The organism is Burkholderia sp. MSHR3999 (assembly GCF_000833595.1).
Classification (GTDB): domain Bacteria; phylum Pseudomonadota; class Gammaproteobacteria; order Burkholderiales; family Burkholderiaceae; genus Burkholderia; species Burkholderia ubonensis.
This window is the reverse complement of sequence record NZ_JRFO01000007.1, coordinates 591,566-609,145: the sequence shown is the minus strand read 5'-3', so window position 1 is coordinate 609,145 and position 17,580 is coordinate 591,566. Positions and strand designations below refer to the sequence as shown.

The 17,580-nt window shown below is 69.1% G+C and carries 18 protein-coding genes; 2 read left to right on the top strand and 16 right to left on the bottom strand.

The window, feature by feature from the left end:
• Positions 1-29: 29 nt before the first annotated feature.
• From KY49_RS26205 to KY49_RS26130, 16 genes are all read right to left on the bottom strand, one after another.
• On the bottom strand, positions 30-539 hold the full coding sequence (locus KY49_RS26205; protein ID WP_042588747.1) for a winged helix-turn-helix transcriptional regulator: 510 nt from the start codon (positions 537-539) through the stop codon (positions 30-32).
• Positions 540-746: 207 nt separating this feature from the next.
• Positions 747-1,721 carry a type II secretion system F family protein gene (locus tag KY49_RS26200; protein ID WP_042587347.1) on the bottom strand — a complete coding sequence of 325 codons (975 nt, stop codon included), beginning with the start codon at positions 1,719-1,721 and terminating at the stop codon, positions 747-749.
• A gap of 54 nt (positions 1,722-1,775) precedes the next feature.
• On the bottom strand, positions 1,776-2,753 hold the full coding sequence (locus tag KY49_RS26195) for a type II secretion system F family protein (RefSeq protein ID WP_042587346.1): 978 nt from the start codon (positions 2,751-2,753) through the stop codon (positions 1,776-1,778).
• A gap of 48 nt (positions 2,754-2,801) precedes the next feature.
• The gene (locus tag KY49_RS26190) at positions 2,802-4,169 is read right to left on the bottom strand and encodes a CpaF family protein (RefSeq protein ID WP_042587345.1); all 1,368 of its coding nucleotides are present in this window, start codon (positions 4,167-4,169) and stop codon (positions 2,802-2,804) included.
• Positions 4,170-4,189: 20 nt separating this feature from the next.
• Positions 4,190-5,398: an AAA family ATPase gene (locus KY49_RS26185; RefSeq protein WP_042587344.1), complete on the bottom strand. Its 1,209-nt coding sequence runs from the start codon at positions 5,396-5,398 to the stop codon at positions 4,190-4,192.
• Between the two features lie 30 nt (positions 5,399-5,428).
• Complete coding sequence (locus KY49_RS26180) at positions 5,429-5,890, bottom strand: TadE/TadG family type IV pilus assembly protein (RefSeq protein WP_042587343.1); 462 nt, start codon at positions 5,888-5,890, stop codon at positions 5,429-5,431.
• On the bottom strand, positions 5,887-6,390 hold the full coding sequence (locus KY49_RS26175; RefSeq protein WP_042587342.1) for a TadE/TadG family type IV pilus assembly protein: 504 nt from the start codon (positions 6,388-6,390) through the stop codon (positions 5,887-5,889). Before KY49_RS26175 ends, KY49_RS26180 begins: the two co-directional genes overlap by 4 nt.
• Before the next feature lie 44 nt (positions 6,391-6,434).
• Positions 6,435-7,691, bottom strand: a complete 1,257-nt coding sequence (locus tag KY49_RS26170) for a pilus assembly protein TadG-related protein (protein ID WP_042587341.1) — start codon at positions 7,689-7,691, stop codon at positions 6,435-6,437.
• A 24-nt stretch (positions 7,692-7,715) separates the two neighbouring features.
• On the bottom strand, positions 7,716-8,012 hold the full coding sequence (locus tag KY49_RS26165; protein WP_042587340.1) for a hypothetical protein: 297 nt from the start codon (positions 8,010-8,012) through the stop codon (positions 7,716-7,718).
• 20 nt (positions 8,013-8,032) lie between these two features.
• Complete coding sequence (locus KY49_RS26160; RefSeq protein WP_042587339.1) at positions 8,033-10,144, bottom strand: type II and III secretion system protein family protein; 2,112 nt, start codon at positions 10,142-10,144, stop codon at positions 8,033-8,035.
• A gap of 119 nt (positions 10,145-10,263) precedes the next feature.
• Positions 10,264-11,103: a Flp pilus assembly protein CpaB gene (gene cpaB, locus KY49_RS26155; protein WP_042587338.1), complete on the bottom strand. Its 840-nt coding sequence runs from the start codon at positions 11,101-11,103 to the stop codon at positions 10,264-10,266.
• Between the two features lie 35 nt (positions 11,104-11,138).
• Entirely contained in the window at positions 11,139-12,539 is a 1,401-nt protein-coding gene (locus KY49_RS26150; protein ID WP_042587337.1) for an ATP-binding protein, read from the bottom strand.
• 40 nt (positions 12,540-12,579) lie between these two features.
• On the bottom strand, positions 12,580-13,119 hold the full coding sequence (locus KY49_RS26145; RefSeq protein ID WP_042587336.1) for an A24 family peptidase: 540 nt from the start codon (positions 13,117-13,119) through the stop codon (positions 12,580-12,582).
• Between the two features lie 31 nt (positions 13,120-13,150).
• Positions 13,151-13,333: a Flp family type IVb pilin gene (locus KY49_RS26140; protein ID WP_042588746.1), complete on the bottom strand. Its 183-nt coding sequence runs from the start codon at positions 13,331-13,333 to the stop codon at positions 13,151-13,153.
• A gap of 111 nt (positions 13,334-13,444) precedes the next feature.
• A complete protein-coding gene (locus tag KY49_RS26135) occupies positions 13,445-13,657 on the bottom strand; it encodes a Flp family type IVb pilin (RefSeq protein ID WP_042588745.1) in 213 nt (70 codons plus the stop codon).
• An 89-nt stretch (positions 13,658-13,746) separates the two neighbouring features.
• Positions 13,747-13,917: a Flp family type IVb pilin gene (locus tag KY49_RS26130; RefSeq protein ID WP_042587335.1), complete on the bottom strand. Its 171-nt coding sequence runs from the start codon at positions 13,915-13,917 to the stop codon at positions 13,747-13,749.
• 1,054 nt (positions 13,918-14,971) lie between these two features.
• Between KY49_RS26130 and KY49_RS26120 the strand changes: the two genes are divergently transcribed.
• Both KY49_RS26120 and KY49_RS26115 read left to right on the top strand, forming a co-directional pair.
• Complete coding sequence (locus KY49_RS26120) at positions 14,972-16,210, top strand: glycosyltransferase family 87 protein (RefSeq protein ID WP_042587333.1); 1,239 nt, start codon at positions 14,972-14,974, stop codon at positions 16,208-16,210.
• Positions 16,210-17,550 carry a glycosyltransferase family 87 protein gene (locus KY49_RS26115; RefSeq protein WP_042588744.1) on the top strand — a complete coding sequence of 447 codons (1,341 nt, stop codon included), beginning with the start codon at positions 16,210-16,212 and terminating at the stop codon, positions 17,548-17,550. The genes KY49_RS26120 and KY49_RS26115 overlap by 1 nt, the downstream gene beginning before the upstream one ends.
• Positions 17,551-17,580: the final 30 nt, after the last annotated feature.

The following is a 17,580-nucleotide window of genomic DNA, read 5'->3' as shown; positions in this document are numbered from 1 at the left end:
TAACGCAAGCATGACTGGCGGCACCCGCTTCACGCTCGCTCGGTCGCCGCATGCTTCGTCCTTACTCGTGCAAAACGCTCCTGGATGATCGCGTCCGCAGCAGGGCCGGGCACGACTACATGGCTGTCTCGCGTAATCAGCTGTCCTGTTTCCAGGTCCACGACTCCAATGCGCGCAGCCCGCCCCGATGCCTTGTCGAGCAGTTGGACCGTACGTCCCTGCGGAGACAGCCGTTCGCTTCCCCATTCCGTGAGTGCCAGCATGACCGGGCGGAACGACCAGCCGAGTTCGGTCAAAACGTACTCGTACCGGGGAGGCTTGGTGCTGTACTGAACACGCTCCAGCAATCCGGCAGCAACCAAATCGGTCAGCCGGCGGGTGAGCATGTTGGGTGCGATGCCAAGGCTCTCTTCAAATTCGTCGAAGCGGGTCAGCCCATACATCGCATCCCGCAGGATGAGGATGCTCCACCACTCTCCAACACGGCTCACGCTGCGAGCAATCGGGCATGCCCATGCGCTTAGATCGGTACGCTTCATCTGATGTCCCTTCTCCCGGGCACTTACTTTCAAGATGCAAGTCATGTTACACAGGCAACATTCAAGATGCAAGTCACTAGCAATGAGGACACGTACCTGCCCGAAGTACCTGGTCGATCATCGTGAAACCAAAAAGACGCGGCCGGACAAGCCGGCCGCCTCCCCTCCCCGCCGCCGTGATCCGGCGGCGCCCGTCGTCCGGAATTCTCAGCCGCCGTTCATCGACGCAAAGGTCGGCAGCAGGATCCGGTAGATGTGGATGAACGCCGGCCCGAGCAGCACCGTCAGCAGGGCCGGAAAGATGCAGAAGATCAGCGGGAACAGCAGCTTCAGCGCGATCTTCGCGGCGCGCTCCTCCGCGCGCATGCGCCGCCGCGTGCGCAGCATGTCGGACAGCACGCGCAGCGAATCGCCGATGCTCGTGCCGAAGCGGTCGGCCTGGATCAGCATCGCGCAGAACGATTCGATGTCCTCGACGCCGGTGCGCAGCGCGAGATTGCGCAGCGCGGCTTGCTTCGTGAAGCCCGAACGCATTTCGAGCAGCATCAGGTCGAGCTCGCTCGCGACGACCGGGCTGCGGAACTGCAGTTCCTCGCACACCTTCAGCAGCGCCGCATCGAGGCTGAGGCCCGCTTCGACGCATACGGTCAGCAGGTCGAGCGCGTCCGGGAAATCCTCGAAGATCGCGCGCTGGCGCGACGCGATCCTGCGCGCCAGCACGACGTTCGGCAGGTAATAGCCGATCGCGCCGAACAGCACGAGGATCATCGACAGCGTGTAGCGGCTCTCCGCGAGCCTGGTGGTGATCAGCGCCGGCAGCAGCATGGCCGGCAGCGCGATCGCGAGCAGCGTCTTCGCGCCGAAGTACACGCTCGCGGCGTTCGGCGTGCGCCAGCCGGCGTTCATCAGCCGGATCCGCAGCGGCGAGTCCTCCCAGCCCTCCTTCGGCACCGACAGCTTCGAGATCGGCTTCGACATTTCGGCGAACTTCGCGATCCATTCGGACGAGCCGCCGCCCGTCGAGCTGCCGTCGCCGAGCGTCACGGCGCCGCCGCCCGCCTGCTGCACGCGGCGCTGCATGTTGCGCGGCACGAACACGAGCAGCGCCACCAGCGCGCCCGCGAACACCGCCGCGAACAGCCCGCCGAGCATCAGGATTTGCATCAGGTTCAGGTTTTGCATGACAACTCCTCGATCAGAGCGTGAAGCATCCGGCCACGTCGCGCGCGCCGCGCGTCAGACACGGATCCGGATGATCCGGCGCATCCACAGCACGCCGAACGCCATCGACACCAGCGTGGAGACGACCAGCTTGATCCCGGCCGGGTCCTGCCAGAGCACCGCCAGGAATTCCGGGTTCAGCAGCATCATCGCGCCGGCGGCGGCGAACGGCAGCAGCCCCAGCACCCACGCCGACATGCGCCCTTCCGCGGACAGCACGCGAATCTTGTCGAACAGCTTGAAGCGCTCGCGGATCAGCGCGGCGATGCCGTCGAGCAGCTCGGCCAGGTTGCCGCCGGTCTCGCGCTGGATCAGCACCGCGATCACGAAGTAGCGCAGGTCGTGCACCGGCACCCGGTTCGCGAGATTCATCAGCGCGTCGTGCAGCGACACGCCGTAGTTGATCTCGTCGAACGTGATGCGGAACTCGCTGCCCATCGGCTCGGAAAACTCGTCGCTGACCATCCCGATCGCGCTCGTGAATGCGTGGCCGGAGCGCAACGCCCGCGCGATCATGTCGCACACGTCGGGAAGCTGGCGCTCGAGCTTGCGCATCCGGCGCGCGCGGTTGCGCATCACGAACAGCATCGGCAGCACGCCGGTCGGCAGCGCGGCCAGCACCGCCACCGGGAACGGCAGCGTCGTGAAGCTGAGCGCCGCCAGCGCGAGCGGCGGCAGCGCGAGGCTCATGCCGACCAGCTTCGCGACCGACCAGCTCATGCCGGACTGCTGCAGCAGCAGGTCGAGCGCGTGCACCCGCGGCATCGCCATCAGCAGGCGGTCGAACGGCTTCGCGTCGTTGAGCATGCGCTCCTTCAGGATCGACAGCCGCTCCTTCTGCACCTGCCCGCCGGCGGACATCGCGCGGATGCGCGCCTCGATGCGCTTCGCCGCGACGCCGTGCCGGGCGTTCCACCACTGGTAGAGCCCCTCGAACGCCAGCACCACCGCGACGAACAGGAGAATCACAAACGCGTAGAAGATCGGATCCATGGTCGTTCCTCGTCTTCGGAGCGCGGCCGGCGCGCGCCGGCCGCGCCGTCAGTTCGCCTCGAAATGGCGCGCCGGGTCGTAGAGCGCGTCCGGCAGGTTGATGCCGAACGCCTGCAGGCGTTCCGCGAACTTCGGCCGCACGCCGGTCGCGGTGAAGTGCCCGCGCACCGTGCCGTCCTTGTCCACGCCCGTGCGCCTGAACGTGAAGATCTCCTGCATGTTGATGATGTCGCCCTCCATCCCGGTCAGCTCGGAGATGCTGACGATCTTGCGCTTGCCGTCGGTCAGGCGCGCCGCCTGCACGACGACCGAGATCGCCGACGCGATCTGCTGGCGCATCGTCTTCGGCGGCAGCGACAGGCCGGCAATGCTGATCATGTTCTCGAGGCGCGTCAGCGCGTCGCGCGGCGTATTCGCGTGGATCGTCGCGAGCGAGCCTTCGTGGCCGGTGTTCATCGCGTTCAGCATATCGAGCGCCTCCGCGCCGCGCACTTCGCCGAGGATGATGCGGTCCGGACGCATCCGCAGCGCGTTGCGCACCAGCGTGCGCTGCGTGATCTCGCCCTTGCCCTCGATGTTCGGCGGACGCGTCTCGAGGCGCAGCACGTGCGGCTGCTGGAGCTGGAGTTCGGCCGCGTCCTCGATCGTGACGATCCGCTCGTTCGGCGGAATGAAGCCGGACAGGATGTTGAGCAGCGTCGTCTTGCCGCTGCCGGTGCCGCCCGACACCAGCACGTTCACCTTCGCGCGCGACAGCGCGTCGAGCAGCTCCGCCATCGGCGGGGTGAGGCTCTGGAAGCGGATGAGGTCGTCCATCTTCAGCGGGCACACCGAGAAACGCCGGATCGACATCAGCGGCCCGTCGATCGCCGACGGCGGGATGATCGCGTTGACGCGCGAGCCGTCCGGCAGGCGCGCGTCGACCATCGGGCTCGACTCGTCGATGCGACGGCCGACGCGCGACACGATCTTCTCGATCACCTTCATCAGATGCGCGTCGTCGTAGAACGTCACGTCGGTCAATTCGAGCTGGCCGTACCGCTCGACGTAGACCTGCTTGTACGTGTTGACGAGGATGTCCGACACGCTCGGGTCGCGCAGCAGCGATTCGAGCGGACCGAAGCCGAACATCTCGTCGTACACGTCGATCGCGAGCTGGCGACGCTCGATGTCGTTCGCGGGCAGCTTGTCCTCGTCGAGGATGCGCGCGATCAGCATCGAGATCTCGTGGCGGACCTGCTCCTGCGGCATGCGCGACAGGCGCTCGAGCTCGACGCGCTCCAGCACCGCGGCGTGAATCTCGCGGCGCAGCTTCTGATAGGCCTCGCGCACCATCGCGCCGCCGGGACCGCCGTGATCGGCGCGCGCCGCGACCGGCGGCACCCGTTGCATGGACAACTGTTCGCGCAGTGACATGGTCGACTCCTCGAATGAATTCACATGGACTTGAGCTTCGGCGCCGCGCCGCGGCCGAACAGCCGGGCGACCAGCGGTTCAGTGCGTGGCGCGCCGTGCCCCGCGCGCATCTCGCCCTCGACGAGCTGCTTCGCACAGCACTGCAGCGCGCGGGCCACCGTGCAGTTGCGCGCGAGGCGCGAAATCGGGTGCCCCTGGTTGACCGATTCGAGCACGGTGGCGGGATCGTCGGGAATCACGTCCGTCGCGCGCATGCCGAGCACTTCCTCGAGCGCGGACCGCGTGCGCTCGCTCGCGCGCGCGTTGCGGTTCACGATCAGGCGCAGGCGGTCGAGCGGATAGCCGAGCGACATCAGGATTTCCTGCAGCCGGCGCCCCGCGCGCACGTGCGGCATCGTCGGCAGCAGCACGAGCTCGATCTGGTCGCTGCGGTCGAGCGCGACCATCGACACAGGATTGAGGCTCAGGCCGACGTCGAAGATCACGAAGTCGTAGCGCGGCGCGGCGACGCCGAGGATCCACTCGAGCGCATCCTCCCGCATCTCGGCCGCCTTGACGGGGTCGCCCGCGCCGGCCAGCACGTGGAAGGTGTCGCTGACCCGCGCGACGCTCGCGTCGAGAAACGCGCCGTCCAGGCGTTCGAGCTGCGTGCAGAGCTGCGGCAGCGTCGACGGCGGCGTCTCGTCGGAGACGAGGAACGCCGCGTCGCCGAACTGCTGGTTCAGGTCGATCAGCAGCACGCGGCGCTTGAAGGTCTCGGCGATCTCGTACGCGACGTTGCTCGCGACGAACGTCGTGCCCGAGCCGCCCTTGCACGACATGAACGACACGATCCGGGTGTCGCCGCTGTCGCGCCGCGTGCTCTGCGCGGCCGCGCGCTGCAGCGCGTCGGTGAGCGAATGGACTTCGAGCGGCCACGCCAGCACGTCGCGCACGCCGGCGCGCATCGCGTCGAGCAGCGTGTGCTGCGACGCGTCGGCGGTCACGAGCATGCAGGTCAGGCTCATGTGCAGCCGGCACATCCGTTCGATCGCGGCCAGCTCGGCCGCGTCGAGCGACGCACCGTCGACCATCAGCACGTCGAACGCGTCGAGCCCGTCGGTGCGATGCTCGATCTGCGCAGGCCGGCCGGCCGCGCGCGTCACGCGATAGTTGCCGCAGTCGGCGACGAGCCGCGCGATCTGCGTCAGACGCCCCGTATCGTCGGAAGCCACGAGGATGTTGATCATGTTGTTCCCCTCGCCAGTTCGGCAGTTCGATTAATTGCAGACCGTGCCGCCCGTCGACGACATCAGGCTCTCGCGGGGAAGCGTCGTCGTGAAGGGCGGCATGGCGACGTTGACCTTCAGGAACGGGATCAGCGTCTTGATCGTGATGTTCGTCACCTTCAGCGTGACGAACGTGCAGGTGCTGCGCGCGGTCGCCGCGTCGGAGTCGCAGCCGGACGGCGCATAGCTGAGCGACACGTTCGCGGACTTCAGCAGCGGCATCAGCGTCGTGATGCGCTGCTTGATGACGGTCGCGTCCGCGTCGCACACGGTCGCGGTGCGCGCGCCGAGGCGCATCGCCTCGCTCGCGGTGTTCCAGTAGAACAGCACGCGGCCGAACTCGCAGATGCCGATCAGCAGCGTGCAGAAGATCGCCGCGACCAGCGCGAATTCGACGACGGTCGCGCCGCGCTCGTTGCGGCGGCGCAGCGGGGAACGGGTGCGCGGTTTCATGACACTTGCCTCATCACGGTGACGATGTTGCCGAAGGTGATCTGCGGCAGGCCGGGGAACGCGGGAATCGGCACGTACTGGTAGCCCTTGATCTTGACCTCGACCAGGTTGATGCTCCCCGACGGCGTGCCGCTCGACGCGCCGTTGTTGGTGTCGTAGGTCGCCACGTTCGCGAACTGCGGCGGATCGGAGGCGTCGCCGCAGCCTGAGCTGTGCGACGCATCGCACACGATCACCTGGGTCGTCGACAGCCCCGGCACGATCTCGGTGCCCGTCGCGCCGCAGGTCGTGCTGCCGTAGACGGCGAGGCACTGCGCCGCCGCGACCGGATAGGCGGGATCGCTCGACAGGTAGGTCGACAGGTAGCGCGCGGCGTCGCGGGTCGACTTGGTCAGCGCCTCGTACTGGTAGATCGCGCGGCCGAACTCCGCGACGCCGGTGACGAGCAGCACGAGCGGAATCAGCACGAACGCGAACTCGACCGCGGCGACGCCGCGCATCCGGGAACGACGGGACAGGGGCTTCTTGTTCATGATCGCCTCGGCTATTGAAGGAGCACCGGCACCATCGGCCCGACGGCACCGGCGTTGCCCGGCACGCCTTCGGTGGCGCACGGGCTGCCGGCCACCGACGACGAGCCGCGATACTCGAGATGCACCGCGCCGGCGGCGCCGCCCGACGCCATCGGGTCGAGCATCAGCATGCAGTCCCACTGCAGCACCGGCGCGCTGTGGCCGCTGAGCAGCTGTGTGCAGTCGACCTCGGGTGCCAGCACCATGCGGCGATCCGCGCCGACCTGATAGTTGGCCGCCGAATACGAGCCTCCCGTGCTGATGCCGGTCGTCACGTCGCCCTGGTAGCTGGCGAATGTCTGGCGGCGGACCACGAAGTCCGGGTACGCGTTCCTCCCCGTCGGCCACGTGGTCGTGTTGTAGGTCCAGCCGGTGAAATCGGGCGTGCCGTTCGCCGGGCCCTTGAACGGGTTGTGATAGATGCCGAAGCGCGTATTCCACGCATCGCCGCTCGAGATCTTGTTCCCCGGCGAGCCGACGCTCGAACCGATCGCCGGCAGGTTGCAGTAGTTGCCGGACAGTTCGCTGGTGATCTCCGACGCGCTGTTCGAGCCGTTGAGCGCCGCCCAGCCGAAGTTGCCGGCGCCGTAGGACGGCGGCGAACCCGTCTTCGATTCAAGCCAGTCGCCGATGTTGTAGGTGGCGCCGGCCACCGGCGGGCTCACGTTGGTGCCCGCCTTGCAGACGAACACGGGAATCGCGCAGGTCGTCTGCGCCGGCCCGACGGTCGCGACCGCGGCCGCCGACACCGACGCGTTCGCGATGTTGATGCCCGGGATCACGTTCAGCGCCTGGATGAACCAGTTCGCGATGTTGTTCTGCGCCGTCGTACATTTCACGTACTTGACGGCAGACGGCGTCACGACCGAGCCCTTCGGCAGGAACGGATTGGTCAGCGCATCGCTGAACGTGACGTTCGAGTCCGTCAGCAGCTGCACCGCGTTCTGCTCGAACAGCGCGAAATTCTGGTGGCCGGCGGTGATGCCGGCCGCCTCCGAAACCGACAGGTTCACCGTGGCGCCCGTCAGGTCACGCGCAGCAGCCAATGCGCAGGCATCGGCGCTGTTCTGCAGCTCGCTGCGCGTGACGTACAGCTTGCCAAGGTCCAGCGCGAGGCCGACGAACCCGATCAGCACCGCCAGCGCGATGGCGACGATGACCGCGACGGCGCCGCGCTGGCGCCGCTTGCCGCGACCGGCGATTCGAGGATGTTGAGCGACGCGGGACATGGCACTCTCCCTGGTGGACTGTCGTTACTGGTTGGCGGACTTGCTGATGCCGATCACGAACGTGTTCGATTTCGGCTCGATCGTCTGGAACGACTTGTCGTAGTTGTCGAGCGCGGACGCCGCGGCGCTGCCCGACACGGCCGGCTTCGGCGCGTGCTCCGCGGCGCGCGGATCGATGATCTGCGCTTGCATCACGGTGCGCACCGATTCGCCGAAGCGGCCGTCCCACACCGGCGTCGACGACATGCAGCCCGCGAGCGCGGCGGCGAGCGGCGCGGCCAGGGCCACGCGGCGCACGATTACGAGGTAGGCGGATTTCATGAGCTTCCCCTTGATTGTCTTCAACGATCGGTGGACGACGGCGCGGCGTTCGCGCCGGCAACCTGTTGCGGGTGGCGATTGGCCGGGCTCGGCGCGCTCGTCTGGGTCGCCGCGGCGATGCGGGCCGCGGCCGCCTCGATGCGGGCGATGCGGGCCGCCGTCGCGTCGGCGGTGGACGGTGCCGCGGCGGCGGCCGGTGCCGGTTCGGTCTTCACCGGGGCCGGCGTTGCCGCGACCGGCTTGACCGGCTCGACCTTCACCGGGGCCGGCGTTGCCACGACCGGCTTGGCCGGCTCGACCTTCACCGGCGACGGTGCTGCCGCGAACTGCTTGGCCAGCACGGCCTTCACCGGCGACGACGACGCGATCGGCTTGGCCGGCACGTCCTGCGTCGTCACCGGCAGCGCCGTCACGGCCGGCTGCGCGGCCGGATCGGCGTGCGGCGCGCGCGGCGCCGGCAGCGCGGCGGAGGCGGCGGGCTCGTCCGACTGCGGCGCGGGCGCCGGGGCCGGCACCGGCGCAGGAGCCTGCGACTGCGGTTGCGCCGGAGCGGCCTCGCTCGCCGGCGCCCTGCCGTGCTTGCGCAGCCCGCCGCGCCCTTCCATGTTGCCGGTCGCGAACACGTCCGCTTCGTTCGTCCGGGTGAAGCTGTCGGTCGGCAGCGGCACGTCGGCGGTCTGCAGCGGCTTCACGAGGTGCGGCGTGACGATGAAGATCAGCTCGGTGCGGTCCTGCTGGAACGACGTGCTGCGCGCCAGCGCCCCCAGCACCGGGATTTCGCCGATGCCCGGCACCGCCTTCAGCGCGCCCGTCACGTTGTTCTTGATCAGCCCGCCGATCGCGAACGTTTCACCGTCCGCCATCTGCACGGTCGTCGACGCGCGCCGCGTCGTGATCAGCGGCAGGATCGATGCGCCGGCGACGTTGGTCGCGGTGAGCGTGACGCCCGTCTGCGACAGCTCCGACACTTCCGGCGCGACCTTCAGGCTGATGCTGCCGTTCGACAGCACCGTCGGCAGGAACCGCAGCGCGACGCCGAACTCCTCTTCCTGCAGCGTGATCGTCGTGCCGCCGCCGGTATTGCTCTGCGGAACCGGGATGAAGATCTTGCCGCCCGCGAGGAACGTCGCTTCCTGGCCGCTGATCGTCACGAGGTTGGGCTCCGCGAGGATCTTGACGAGGTCGTCGGTGTTCTGCGCGTCAACCGCGACCCTGAACGGCCGATTGTTCGCCTTGTTCGCGACGATGCCGCTCGCGACGCCAGCGAGCAGGTTGCTCACCAGCGCGCCGCTCCACGAGCCGAAGCCGCCCTGGATGTTGAACGCCGAGCCGAGCTGGTTGATCAGCGTCTTCGACACCTCGGCGACCTTCACCTCGAGCATCACCTGCTGCGGCGCGGTCACGGTCAGCATGTTGAGCACGGTGCCGCCGCCCTTGCTGTCGCCGTTGGCGCCGCCGCCGCCCGCGTTCGCATACGCCTTCGCGATCGCGGCCGCCTGCTGCGCGGCCTGCGCGCTCGACACGTTGCCCGCGAGCACGATCGTGTCGGCCGCGGTCGACACGTGGATGTCGCGCTCGCCCGGCATCAGCTGCCCGAGCGACGCCTGCAGGCCGCCCGCGTCCGCGCCGACCGCCACGTCGATGATCCGGCACGCGCCGCTCTTGCCCTGCACGATCATGTTGGTCGTGCCGACCGACAGCCCGAGGATGTACAGCGTCTGCGGCGACACCATCGTCGCCTGCGCGACGGCCGGGTTGCCGATCGTGCGGTTGCGCACGGGCTCCGGCATCGGCACCAGCATCGACTTGCCGAGCGGCACGCTGACGGACGTCGATTCGCGCACCGCGCCGACGCAGTTCGGCCCGCGCAGCGGCCCGTTCGCGGCGGCTGCCGCGGCCCCCGCTGCAGGCGCCGGCGTCATGCTGATCGTCATCTGCATCGGTCCCTTGCCCATCGCCGCCGGCGCGCTCGCCGGGCCGCCCTTGAGCAGCGCCCCCGCCTCGGCGCCGACCTGCGCGACCGCGCTGTAGACGTTGAACCAGCCGGCGCAGAGAATTGCCGCCACCATCGCGCCGTGCAGGGCGCGATGGCGCGCCGGTCCGGCTCCAGAACTTTGCGGTTTGATCTTCATTTCGTCTGATCCCCCGAATTCCCGGCGAAGCGCCGGGCTTGACTGTCAAAGGCCGCCGCTTGCGGCGAGCGGCCTGGTTGCTGTCCGTGTTGTTGACGCCATGCCTGTTGTTGACGTGCTCAGAAGCATTCGACGCTGCCGGCCACGCCGGTCAGCACGCCGATGCAGTCGCGCCGCACCGCCGGCGCCGCATGCGACGCGACGTGCACGCGCACCGGCTTCGCACGGGCGGGCGCCGGCGGAGCCGACGGCGCCACGGGCCTGCCGAGCAGCGTGAGCTTGGTCGCGCCGTCGGTGTTCAGCGTCTGCTTGTCGATCTGGTTGCGCAGCACGAGCGACAGCGTGCCGACGCTGCGCGCGACGTCGAGCTTCTCCGCCTGCTCGGGCGACACTTCGAGCGTCACCGCGTTGACGACCTTCGGCTGCGTGTCGTCGCGGCTGACCTGCTGCGCGACCGCCAGCACCAGGATGTGCTCGAGCACGATCTTCGAGATGCTCTGCTGGTTGTCGGTCTTGCCCGGCTCCTGGGTGTTGACGATCACGTCGACGTAGTTGCCCGGCAGCGCGAAGCCCGCGACGCCGACGACGTCGTTGACCCGCACCGTGATCGCGCGGTTGCCCGCGCCGATCACGGCGGACAGCCCGCCCTTCGTGCCGATCGGCGCGAGCTTCGCTTCGAGCACGGGCTCGCCGCGCGCGAGGCTCGTGCGCACGACGCGCCCTTCGAGCGACTTGGTGTCGGCGAACGTGCCCGGGGGCACGCTGCCCGTCGGCCAGCTGACGGTACGGACCTGGGCCGGCCCGATCGGCTCGCCCAGGTTGAGGTCGGTGGCCGCGACGGCAACTTGCGTGACGGCGCTGGTGGACGTTTGAACGAGCCACCGCGATGCGAACGCGACGGCGGCAAGGCCGGCCACCATGGCGATGATCAGCATCGTGATTGCGCGAGTGTTTTTCATGGCAATGCTCCTCGACAGATCGTGAATGAAACGGCTCAACCGGAAATCAGCGTGCGGCCCATCCGCTCGCCCGCCGGCGGATGCGGGCTGTCGCGCTCGGGCGCGGAGCCGAAGTAGCCGGCCCATGCCTCATGCAGCCCCTCCGGCGTGACTTCCATCGGGTCGCCGCGATAGCGCGCCGACGCGGCGACGAGACGCAGCAGGTCGCCCGGGAAGCAGGCGAGAAACGCCTTGCCGGTCGGCAGGTGCAGCTTGTGCGCGAGGTAGTCGAACGCGTCGTTGGCCGGCACGAGGCCGAGCGAGCGGCACATCGCGTCGAACACCGTGTGGTAGTCCTCGATCGCCATCGGCCCGACATAGAGCTTCGAGCCGAGGCGGCGCAGGAATGCGTCGTCGCCGAACTGCGACGGCGCGATGTTGCTCGAGAACACCGGCCACACGTCGAACGGCACGACGAAGCGGTTGCCCGAGCCGAGCGTCAGCAGGTCGACGCCGCGATCGAGCGGCCGCAGCCACCGGTTGAGCAGGTCGCGCGGCTCGACGCGCTGGCGGCCGAGGTCGTCGACGACGTACATGCCCATGTTGGCCTTCACGTGCGGCGGCGCCTGGTAGCAGCCGGACGCGTCTTCGCGCCGCAGGTCGAGCTCGTCGAGCGTCAGCTCGCCGCCGGACATCACCATCGGGCGCTCGCACAGCCGCCAGCGGCGGTCGACCGACTGCCCGTCCGGCTGCTGCGCCGCGTCGACGTGCACGAGCGGGTCGTGGATCTGGATGATCTCGCCGCCCGCGTAGATCGCGTACGGCACCGGCACGTCGCCGCGCATCAGCGTGCCGAGGCGCTCCGCAAGGAAGGTCTTGCCGCTGCCCGCCGGCCCGTGGATCAGCAGCGGCCGGCCGGCGTTCAGCGCGGCGGCCGCGGCTTCGATGATCGCGATGTCGTACACGATGCCCTCGAACGCGGCCATCACGTCGGCGCGCGCGATGCGCTGCCTGCGGACCGAATGGAGGTCGACCATCTCGACATACGCGTCGAGCGTGACCGGCGCGGGGCCCGCGTAGTTGCTGTGCGCCTTCTCCTCGATCGCGAGCACGCGGCCGGCGTCGGTCAGGCGGAACGACACGTCGAGATCGGTCGTGCCGCGGTGCGTGATCTCGACGAGATGCTCGCGCACGAGGAACGCGAGCACGTCGTCGAGCACCGAGATCGGCAGGCAGTGCCGGTCGATCAGGTCCGCGTACTCCGAGCGTCCGTGCATCAGCGTCGACTTGAGCACCAGGCCGGCGACGAACGTGTCCTTGAGCCCGGTATCCGCGAGCGTGCGCGGCGCGCGCGGCAGGCGCGGCTGGAATTTCGTGTGCGACTCGCGCGACGGCGCCGGATCGGGCAGATGAGCGATCTGCGCGTCGCGTCTCGGCTCGTTGTGGTCTGCGTTCATGATCGCTCCGTTGTCAGCATCGATTGCGCAGGCGGCCCGCTTACACGGCGGCCGCGAACAACATCCCCAGCGTGCCCGCGGCGATTGCGACGCCGTACGGCAACGCCCCCACCGACGCGACCTGCGCCGGCATGTCGGCCGCGAGGCCCTGCTGCCTGAGCGCGCTGCGCGCGAGCAGGTAGCGGATGTTCGCGAACAGCTGCCGCGCACGGCCTCGCCACAGCACCACCGCCAGCGCGCCGACGCCGCCCGCGACGAAGGTCGCGAGCACGATCCAGACCGCAAGCGCGGGGCCGACCCACGCGCCGATCGTCAGCATCAGCTTCACGTCGCCGGCCGCCATCCCGTGCATCAGGTACAGCGGCAGCAGCAGCGCGAGCCCGGTCGCGGCGCCGGCGAGCCATGCGAGCGCACCGGCCCACGGCCCGAGCAGCACGCACTGTGCGGCCAGTGCGCCGCCGAGCCCGACTGCGAGCAGGCGGTTCGGAATGCGACGGCACGTCAGGTCCGTGCTCGCCGCGACGATCACGAGCGTCGTGACGCACAGCGGCACCGGATGGGGTGGCATGGCAGGCAGCATGACTGGCCTCTTCGATCGTGAGCGGGATGATTCAGGTCGCGGCCGTGATGCGGGCCGCGACGTCCTGGTAAAGACCGTCGAGCGACGTGCCGAGCGTCGCCACGGCAGCGACGATGGCCATCGCGATCAGCGACGCCAGCAACGCGTATTCGATCGCCGTGACCCCGCCCCTGTCGTCAATCCATCTCGCTACCGCCTTGATTCCCGTTCGCATGGCGATCTCCGTTTCTTCAGTATTCGTGCCGCTGCACATGCGCGACGTGTCTGCCGATACACGTCCGGGCTGGCCTGCCCGGACGCCAGACCGTGCACCATGTCATGTGCGCTACAGTTCGTTCCCTATGGTCGTGAACACTCCGTTCAGGTCCTGGCCGACGAGCTGCACGGCGCCGATGATCACCACCGCGATCAACGCGGCGATCAGGCCGTACTCGATCGCCGTGACGCCGCTGTCGTCCCGAAGGAAACCCGAGCGGCGCACACCGGCCAGCAGCTGACGCAAACTGCTGGAGTGCTGCACAAGGACTGTCTGCTTCATGACATGCTCCTCATCGCATACGAAAAACATCACTCATCGAATCGAGGGAATGACGGGCGAATCAACCGTGAACTCGCCCGTCGGCGGGTTCACAGTTCGTTGCCGATCGTCGTAAAGACGCCATTGAGATCCTGGCCGACGATCTTCACCGCGCCGATGATGACGACGGCGATCAACGCGGCAATCAGGCCGTACTCGATGGCGGTCACGCCGTCTTCGTCACGGACGAACTGCTTCAGTTGCTGAACGAGCTTGGACATGTTTTCTCTCCCTTCGGATCGCTAAACAAAACCCCTTGCCACCATTGACTCGGGGGACCTACTTCTACTGCTGGCACTGCAAAAAATCAGAACGTGAAAATCGGCCGCATCGGCACGGGCGCGCGGGCGCACATGCCCTTGCGGGCCGTTTCGACGAACGAGGAACTGCTGCTCGGGTGCGCATGCGTGGCGATCTGCCGGATGCGCTTGCCGCCCGAAGCGGCCTGGAGCCCGGTCGGCGCACGCCGGCCGGAAGAATGAAGCGCAGTCGCCCGGCGTGGCGCCGTTGCGCTGCGTTGGCGGCTCGCGAGCCGCGGCATGGCTTGGTCAATCATTTTGTTACCCCCGACTTCGGTCCTGCTCCTTGTTCTGGCGACCGGACGATGCCGGCGCCCCGCTGGCCAGACGGCGACTTGCCCAGTGAGACCGGATGCGGCGCTGTTCTGCGTGGCTCCGGACTCCAACCCCGTGGGCGCGCCGGCGTCGATCCTGGTGTAGTCGATGTCTGGATCGGCCGGACGTCGCGTCGTCGACTTCCGCGAGTCAGCTATCGCAAAGAGCGGGCCAGCCGGCCCCCGATCCCGCCCGCGCAAGGGGTTCGGGACGGGGGGTGGTCGAACGGGGGGAGCGCGGCCGGCCGGAAGTTGCGCTTCTGATACATCCGCGCCGCCGCACGCAGCCGCACGACCCGCGCAGAGCCCCGCCGGACAAGGCTCAAAAAATTTTCTCGGGATTTTCCCGGATCGCGCCGGCCGCGAGCGCACGGCAGCCGGCGTACAGGTTTGCATCGGCCGGCCACGCGAAATGTTTCATGCCCGTAACACCGAGGCTCGATTCGTCCTATCACGAGCCTGCCGCCGGCCCGTTTTCGCCGGATTTTCCTTGTTTAAACATCCGGTTAAACCGGGGGCGATTTGCATCGCCGGGCGTTTTTTTCTATCAATGGAATGGCCGGACGCTGCCGGAAAGCGAACACGCTTCGAAGTCCGTGCGATACCACACGATACCAACGGGCTGCATCGACGATGCAGCCACCACCTGCAGGCGGGGCATCATGTACGTAGCAAATCGGGGGGCGCGCTGGCGCGCGCTGCGCGGCACACAGTGGCTGACGGCCGAGCGGATCGTGCCGTACAGCTGCGCGATGCTGCTGCTCATCGCGCTCACGCTCGGCGCATGGGCGTGGACGACGCACGGCTTCAGCGCCGACACGGCGGTGCGCCCTGGCGTCGACTTCGCGGTGTTCTGGACGGCCTCCGACCTGATCCTGCACGGACAGGTCGGCTCGATCTACGATTTCAGCTTCTTCACGCAAGCCGAACTGCTGCGGTTCGGCGCGTACCTGCATCACGGCTTCCTGCCGTGGCTGTATCCGCCGACGATGCTGCTGCTCGTCGTGCCGCTCGCTTTCGTGCCGTTTCTGCCCGCTTTTTTCCTCTTTTTCGCGGGCAGCTTTCTATGCTATGCGCGAGGCGTAGCCGGCCTGTCGGGGCTGCGCACGCACCTCGCGCAACCGGGCGCCGTCACGCTCGCGCTGCTGGCGTTCCCCGGCGTGTTCGTCGCGATCGCGAGCGGCCAGAACGGCCTGCTCACCGCCGGCATCGCGGCGCTTGCGCTGCGCCATCTCGAACGGCGGCCGGTCGCGGCCGGCCTGCTCGTCAGCCTGCTCGCGATCAAGCCGCAGCTCGCCGTGCTGTTTCCGCTCGTGCTGATCGCCACGCGCGCGTGGCGGGCGTTCGCCGCCGCCGCAGCCGGCTCCGCGCTGTTCGCGGCGGCCAGCGTCGCGCTCGGCGGCGGCGCCGCGCTGCGCGGCTTCGCGAACGGCATGACGATGGTGCGCGAGATGATCGTCGAGCACGGCGTGGGGTACTGGCTGGTGTCGCCGTCGCCGTTCGCGGCGCTGCGGCTCGCCGGCGCGTCGCCGACGCTCGCGTACGCGGCGCAGGCCGCGATCGCGCTGGTCGCCGCGACGGCCGCGGTTGCCGTGTGGCGCCGCACGCGCGACATGCGCCTGCGCGGCGCGGCGCTCGCGGCCGCGACGCTGCTGACGACGCCGTACCTGTGGCACTACGAACTGCCGTGGCTCGGCATCGCGGTGTTCTGCGCCGTCGCGTACGGCCTCGACGAAGGCTGGCTGCCCGGCGACCAGCCGGTGGTCGTGCTCGCGTGGCTGCTGCCCGCGTTCGAGTTCGTCAACCGCCTGTTCCTGCTGCCGCAAATCGGCCCGGTCGTGCTGCTGAGCCTGCTGTTCGTCGTCCTGCGCCGCGCGTCGCTCGCGCCGGGAGCCGCATGATGCAGCTCCGTCACTCCGGCCGCGACGCGCTGCCCGCGTTCGACGCGCATCCCGAACTGCCGGCGGCCGGCCCGCGCCGCCGGCCCCACTGGCTCACGCTGCGCCGCGTGCGCGCCTATGCGTGCATCGCGCTGTGCTGCTACCTGCTGTTCGCCGGAATCTACGTCGTGCGCCTGCTGGGCCCGCACGGCGACACGCTGACGCCGCCCGCGTCCGATTTCGCGCCGGCCTGGAGCGCCGCGTGGCTCGCCGCGCACGGGCGTGCGCTCGACGCATGGCATGGCGCGGCGCTGCACGCGGTCGAGGCGCAGGCGATTCCGTCGCTGCACGGCGCGTCGGCCGCGATGCCGTGGCGCTACCCGCCCGGCACGCTGTGGATGGCGATGCCGCTCGGCTGGCTGCCCTACGCGCTCGCGGCGGCCCTGTGGCTCGGCGGCGGGTATGCGCTGTTCGTCGCCGCGAGCCGCCTGATCGTACAGCGCCGCTCCGCCGCGCTGTGCGCGTGGGCGTTTCCCGGCGCGTTCCTCGCGACCGTCACCGGGCAGGACGCGCTCGTCACCGCATCGCTCGCCGGCTTCGGGCTGTTGCTGCTGCAGCGGCGCCCGCTCGCCGCCGGCGTCTGCTTCGGGCTGCTGAGCATGAAGCCGCAGCTCGCCGCGCTGTTCCCGCTCGCGCTGCTGTGCGCCGCGCAATGGCGCGCGCTCGCCGCATGGGCCGCGACCGTCGCCGGCATCGCCGCGCTCGCGACGCTCGCGTTCGGCCCGCACGCGTGGCTCGCGTTCGCGCAGGCGATCGACGACGCGCGCCGGGCGGCCGGCGCCGCACCCGCGCTGCTCGCGCGCATGCCGACCGCACAGGCGATGGCGGCGCTGGCCGGCTGGCCGCCGCTCGTCGCGCGGACGCTGCAGGCGCTGTCGATCGTGTGTGCGGCGGCGGCCGTCGTCTACGCGTGGCGCGGCAGCTGCACCTATGCGCTGCGCGCCGCGACGCTCGTCTGCGCGAGCCTGCTGGCCGGCCCGTCGCTGATCGACTGCGATCTCGCGTGGTACGGCATCGTGATCGCGTGGTATGCGCGTCACGCGTTCGCGTTCGGCTGGCGGCGCTTCGACCGCGAATGGCTCGCGCTGCTGTGGGCCGCGCCGCTGGCAAGCCTCGCCATCGCGCATCTGCACGTGCAGTTCATGCCGCTCGTCACGGCCGTGTCGCTGTTGCTGCTCGTCGCGCGCATCGCGCACGAACGCCACGACGCGCCGTGCATGCCGGACGCGCACGACAGCGCGACCGACACCGATTTCGCGCACGCCGTGCGGCCGCGCCACGCGGCGCCGCGGCTTCATTGATTCGACCGCTCGGCCGCTGCCGTCCGGCAG

Excerpts from the sequence above, each read along its gene's own strand:
- KY49_RS26205 (WP_042588747.1), bottom strand. The coding sequence starts at position 539 with ATGAAGCGTACCGATCTAAGCGCATGGGCATGCCCGATTGCTCGCAGC.
- KY49_RS26200 (WP_042587347.1), bottom strand. The coding sequence starts at position 1,721 with ATGCAAAACCTGAACCTGATGCAAATCCTGATGCTCGGCGGGCTGTTC.
- KY49_RS26195 (WP_042587346.1), bottom strand. The coding sequence starts at position 2,753 with ATGGATCCGATCTTCTACGCGTTTGTGATTCTCCTGTTCGTCGCGGTG.
- KY49_RS26190 (WP_042587345.1), bottom strand. The coding sequence starts at position 4,169 with ATGTCACTGCGCGAACAGTTGTCCATGCAACGGGTGCCGCCGGTCGCG.
- KY49_RS26185 (WP_042587344.1), bottom strand. The coding sequence starts at position 5,398 with ATGATCAACATCCTCGTGGCTTCCGACGATACGGGGCGTCTGACGCAG.
- KY49_RS26180 (WP_042587343.1), bottom strand. The coding sequence starts at position 5,890 with ATGAAACCGCGCACCCGTTCCCCGCTGCGCCGCCGCAACGAGCGCGGC.
- KY49_RS26175 (WP_042587342.1), bottom strand. The coding sequence starts at position 6,390 with ATGCGCGGCGTCGCCGCGGTCGAGTTCGCGTTCGTGCTGATTCCGCTC.
- KY49_RS26170 (WP_042587341.1), bottom strand. The coding sequence starts at position 7,691 with ATGTCCCGCGTCGCTCAACATCCTCGAATCGCCGGTCGCGGCAAGCGG.
- KY49_RS26165 (WP_042587340.1), bottom strand. The coding sequence starts at position 8,012 with ATGAAATCCGCCTACCTCGTAATCGTGCGCCGCGTGGCCCTGGCCGCG.
- KY49_RS26160 (WP_042587339.1), bottom strand. The coding sequence starts at position 10,144 with ATGAAGATCAAACCGCAAAGTTCTGGAGCCGGACCGGCGCGCCATCGC.
- cpaB (WP_042587338.1), bottom strand. The coding sequence starts at position 11,103 with ATGAAAAACACTCGCGCAATCACGATGCTGATCATCGCCATGGTGGCC.
- KY49_RS26150 (WP_042587337.1), bottom strand. The coding sequence starts at position 12,539 with ATGAACGCAGACCACAACGAGCCGAGACGCGACGCGCAGATCGCTCAT.
- KY49_RS26145 (WP_042587336.1), bottom strand. The coding sequence starts at position 13,119 with ATGCTGCCTGCCATGCCACCCCATCCGGTGCCGCTGTGCGTCACGACG.
- KY49_RS26140 (WP_042588746.1), bottom strand. The coding sequence starts at position 13,333 with ATGCGAACGGGAATCAAGGCGGTAGCGAGATGGATTGACGACAGGGGC.
- KY49_RS26135 (WP_042588745.1), bottom strand. The coding sequence starts at position 13,657 with ATGAAGCAGACAGTCCTTGTGCAGCACTCCAGCAGTTTGCGTCAGCTG.
- KY49_RS26130 (WP_042587335.1), bottom strand. The coding sequence starts at position 13,917 with ATGTCCAAGCTCGTTCAGCAACTGAAGCAGTTCGTCCGTGACGAAGAC.
- KY49_RS26120 (WP_042587333.1), top strand. The coding sequence starts at position 14,972 with ATGTACGTAGCAAATCGGGGGGCGCGCTGGCGCGCGCTGCGCGGCACA.
- KY49_RS26115 (WP_042588744.1), top strand. The coding sequence starts at position 16,210 with ATGCAGCTCCGTCACTCCGGCCGCGACGCGCTGCCCGCGTTCGACGCG.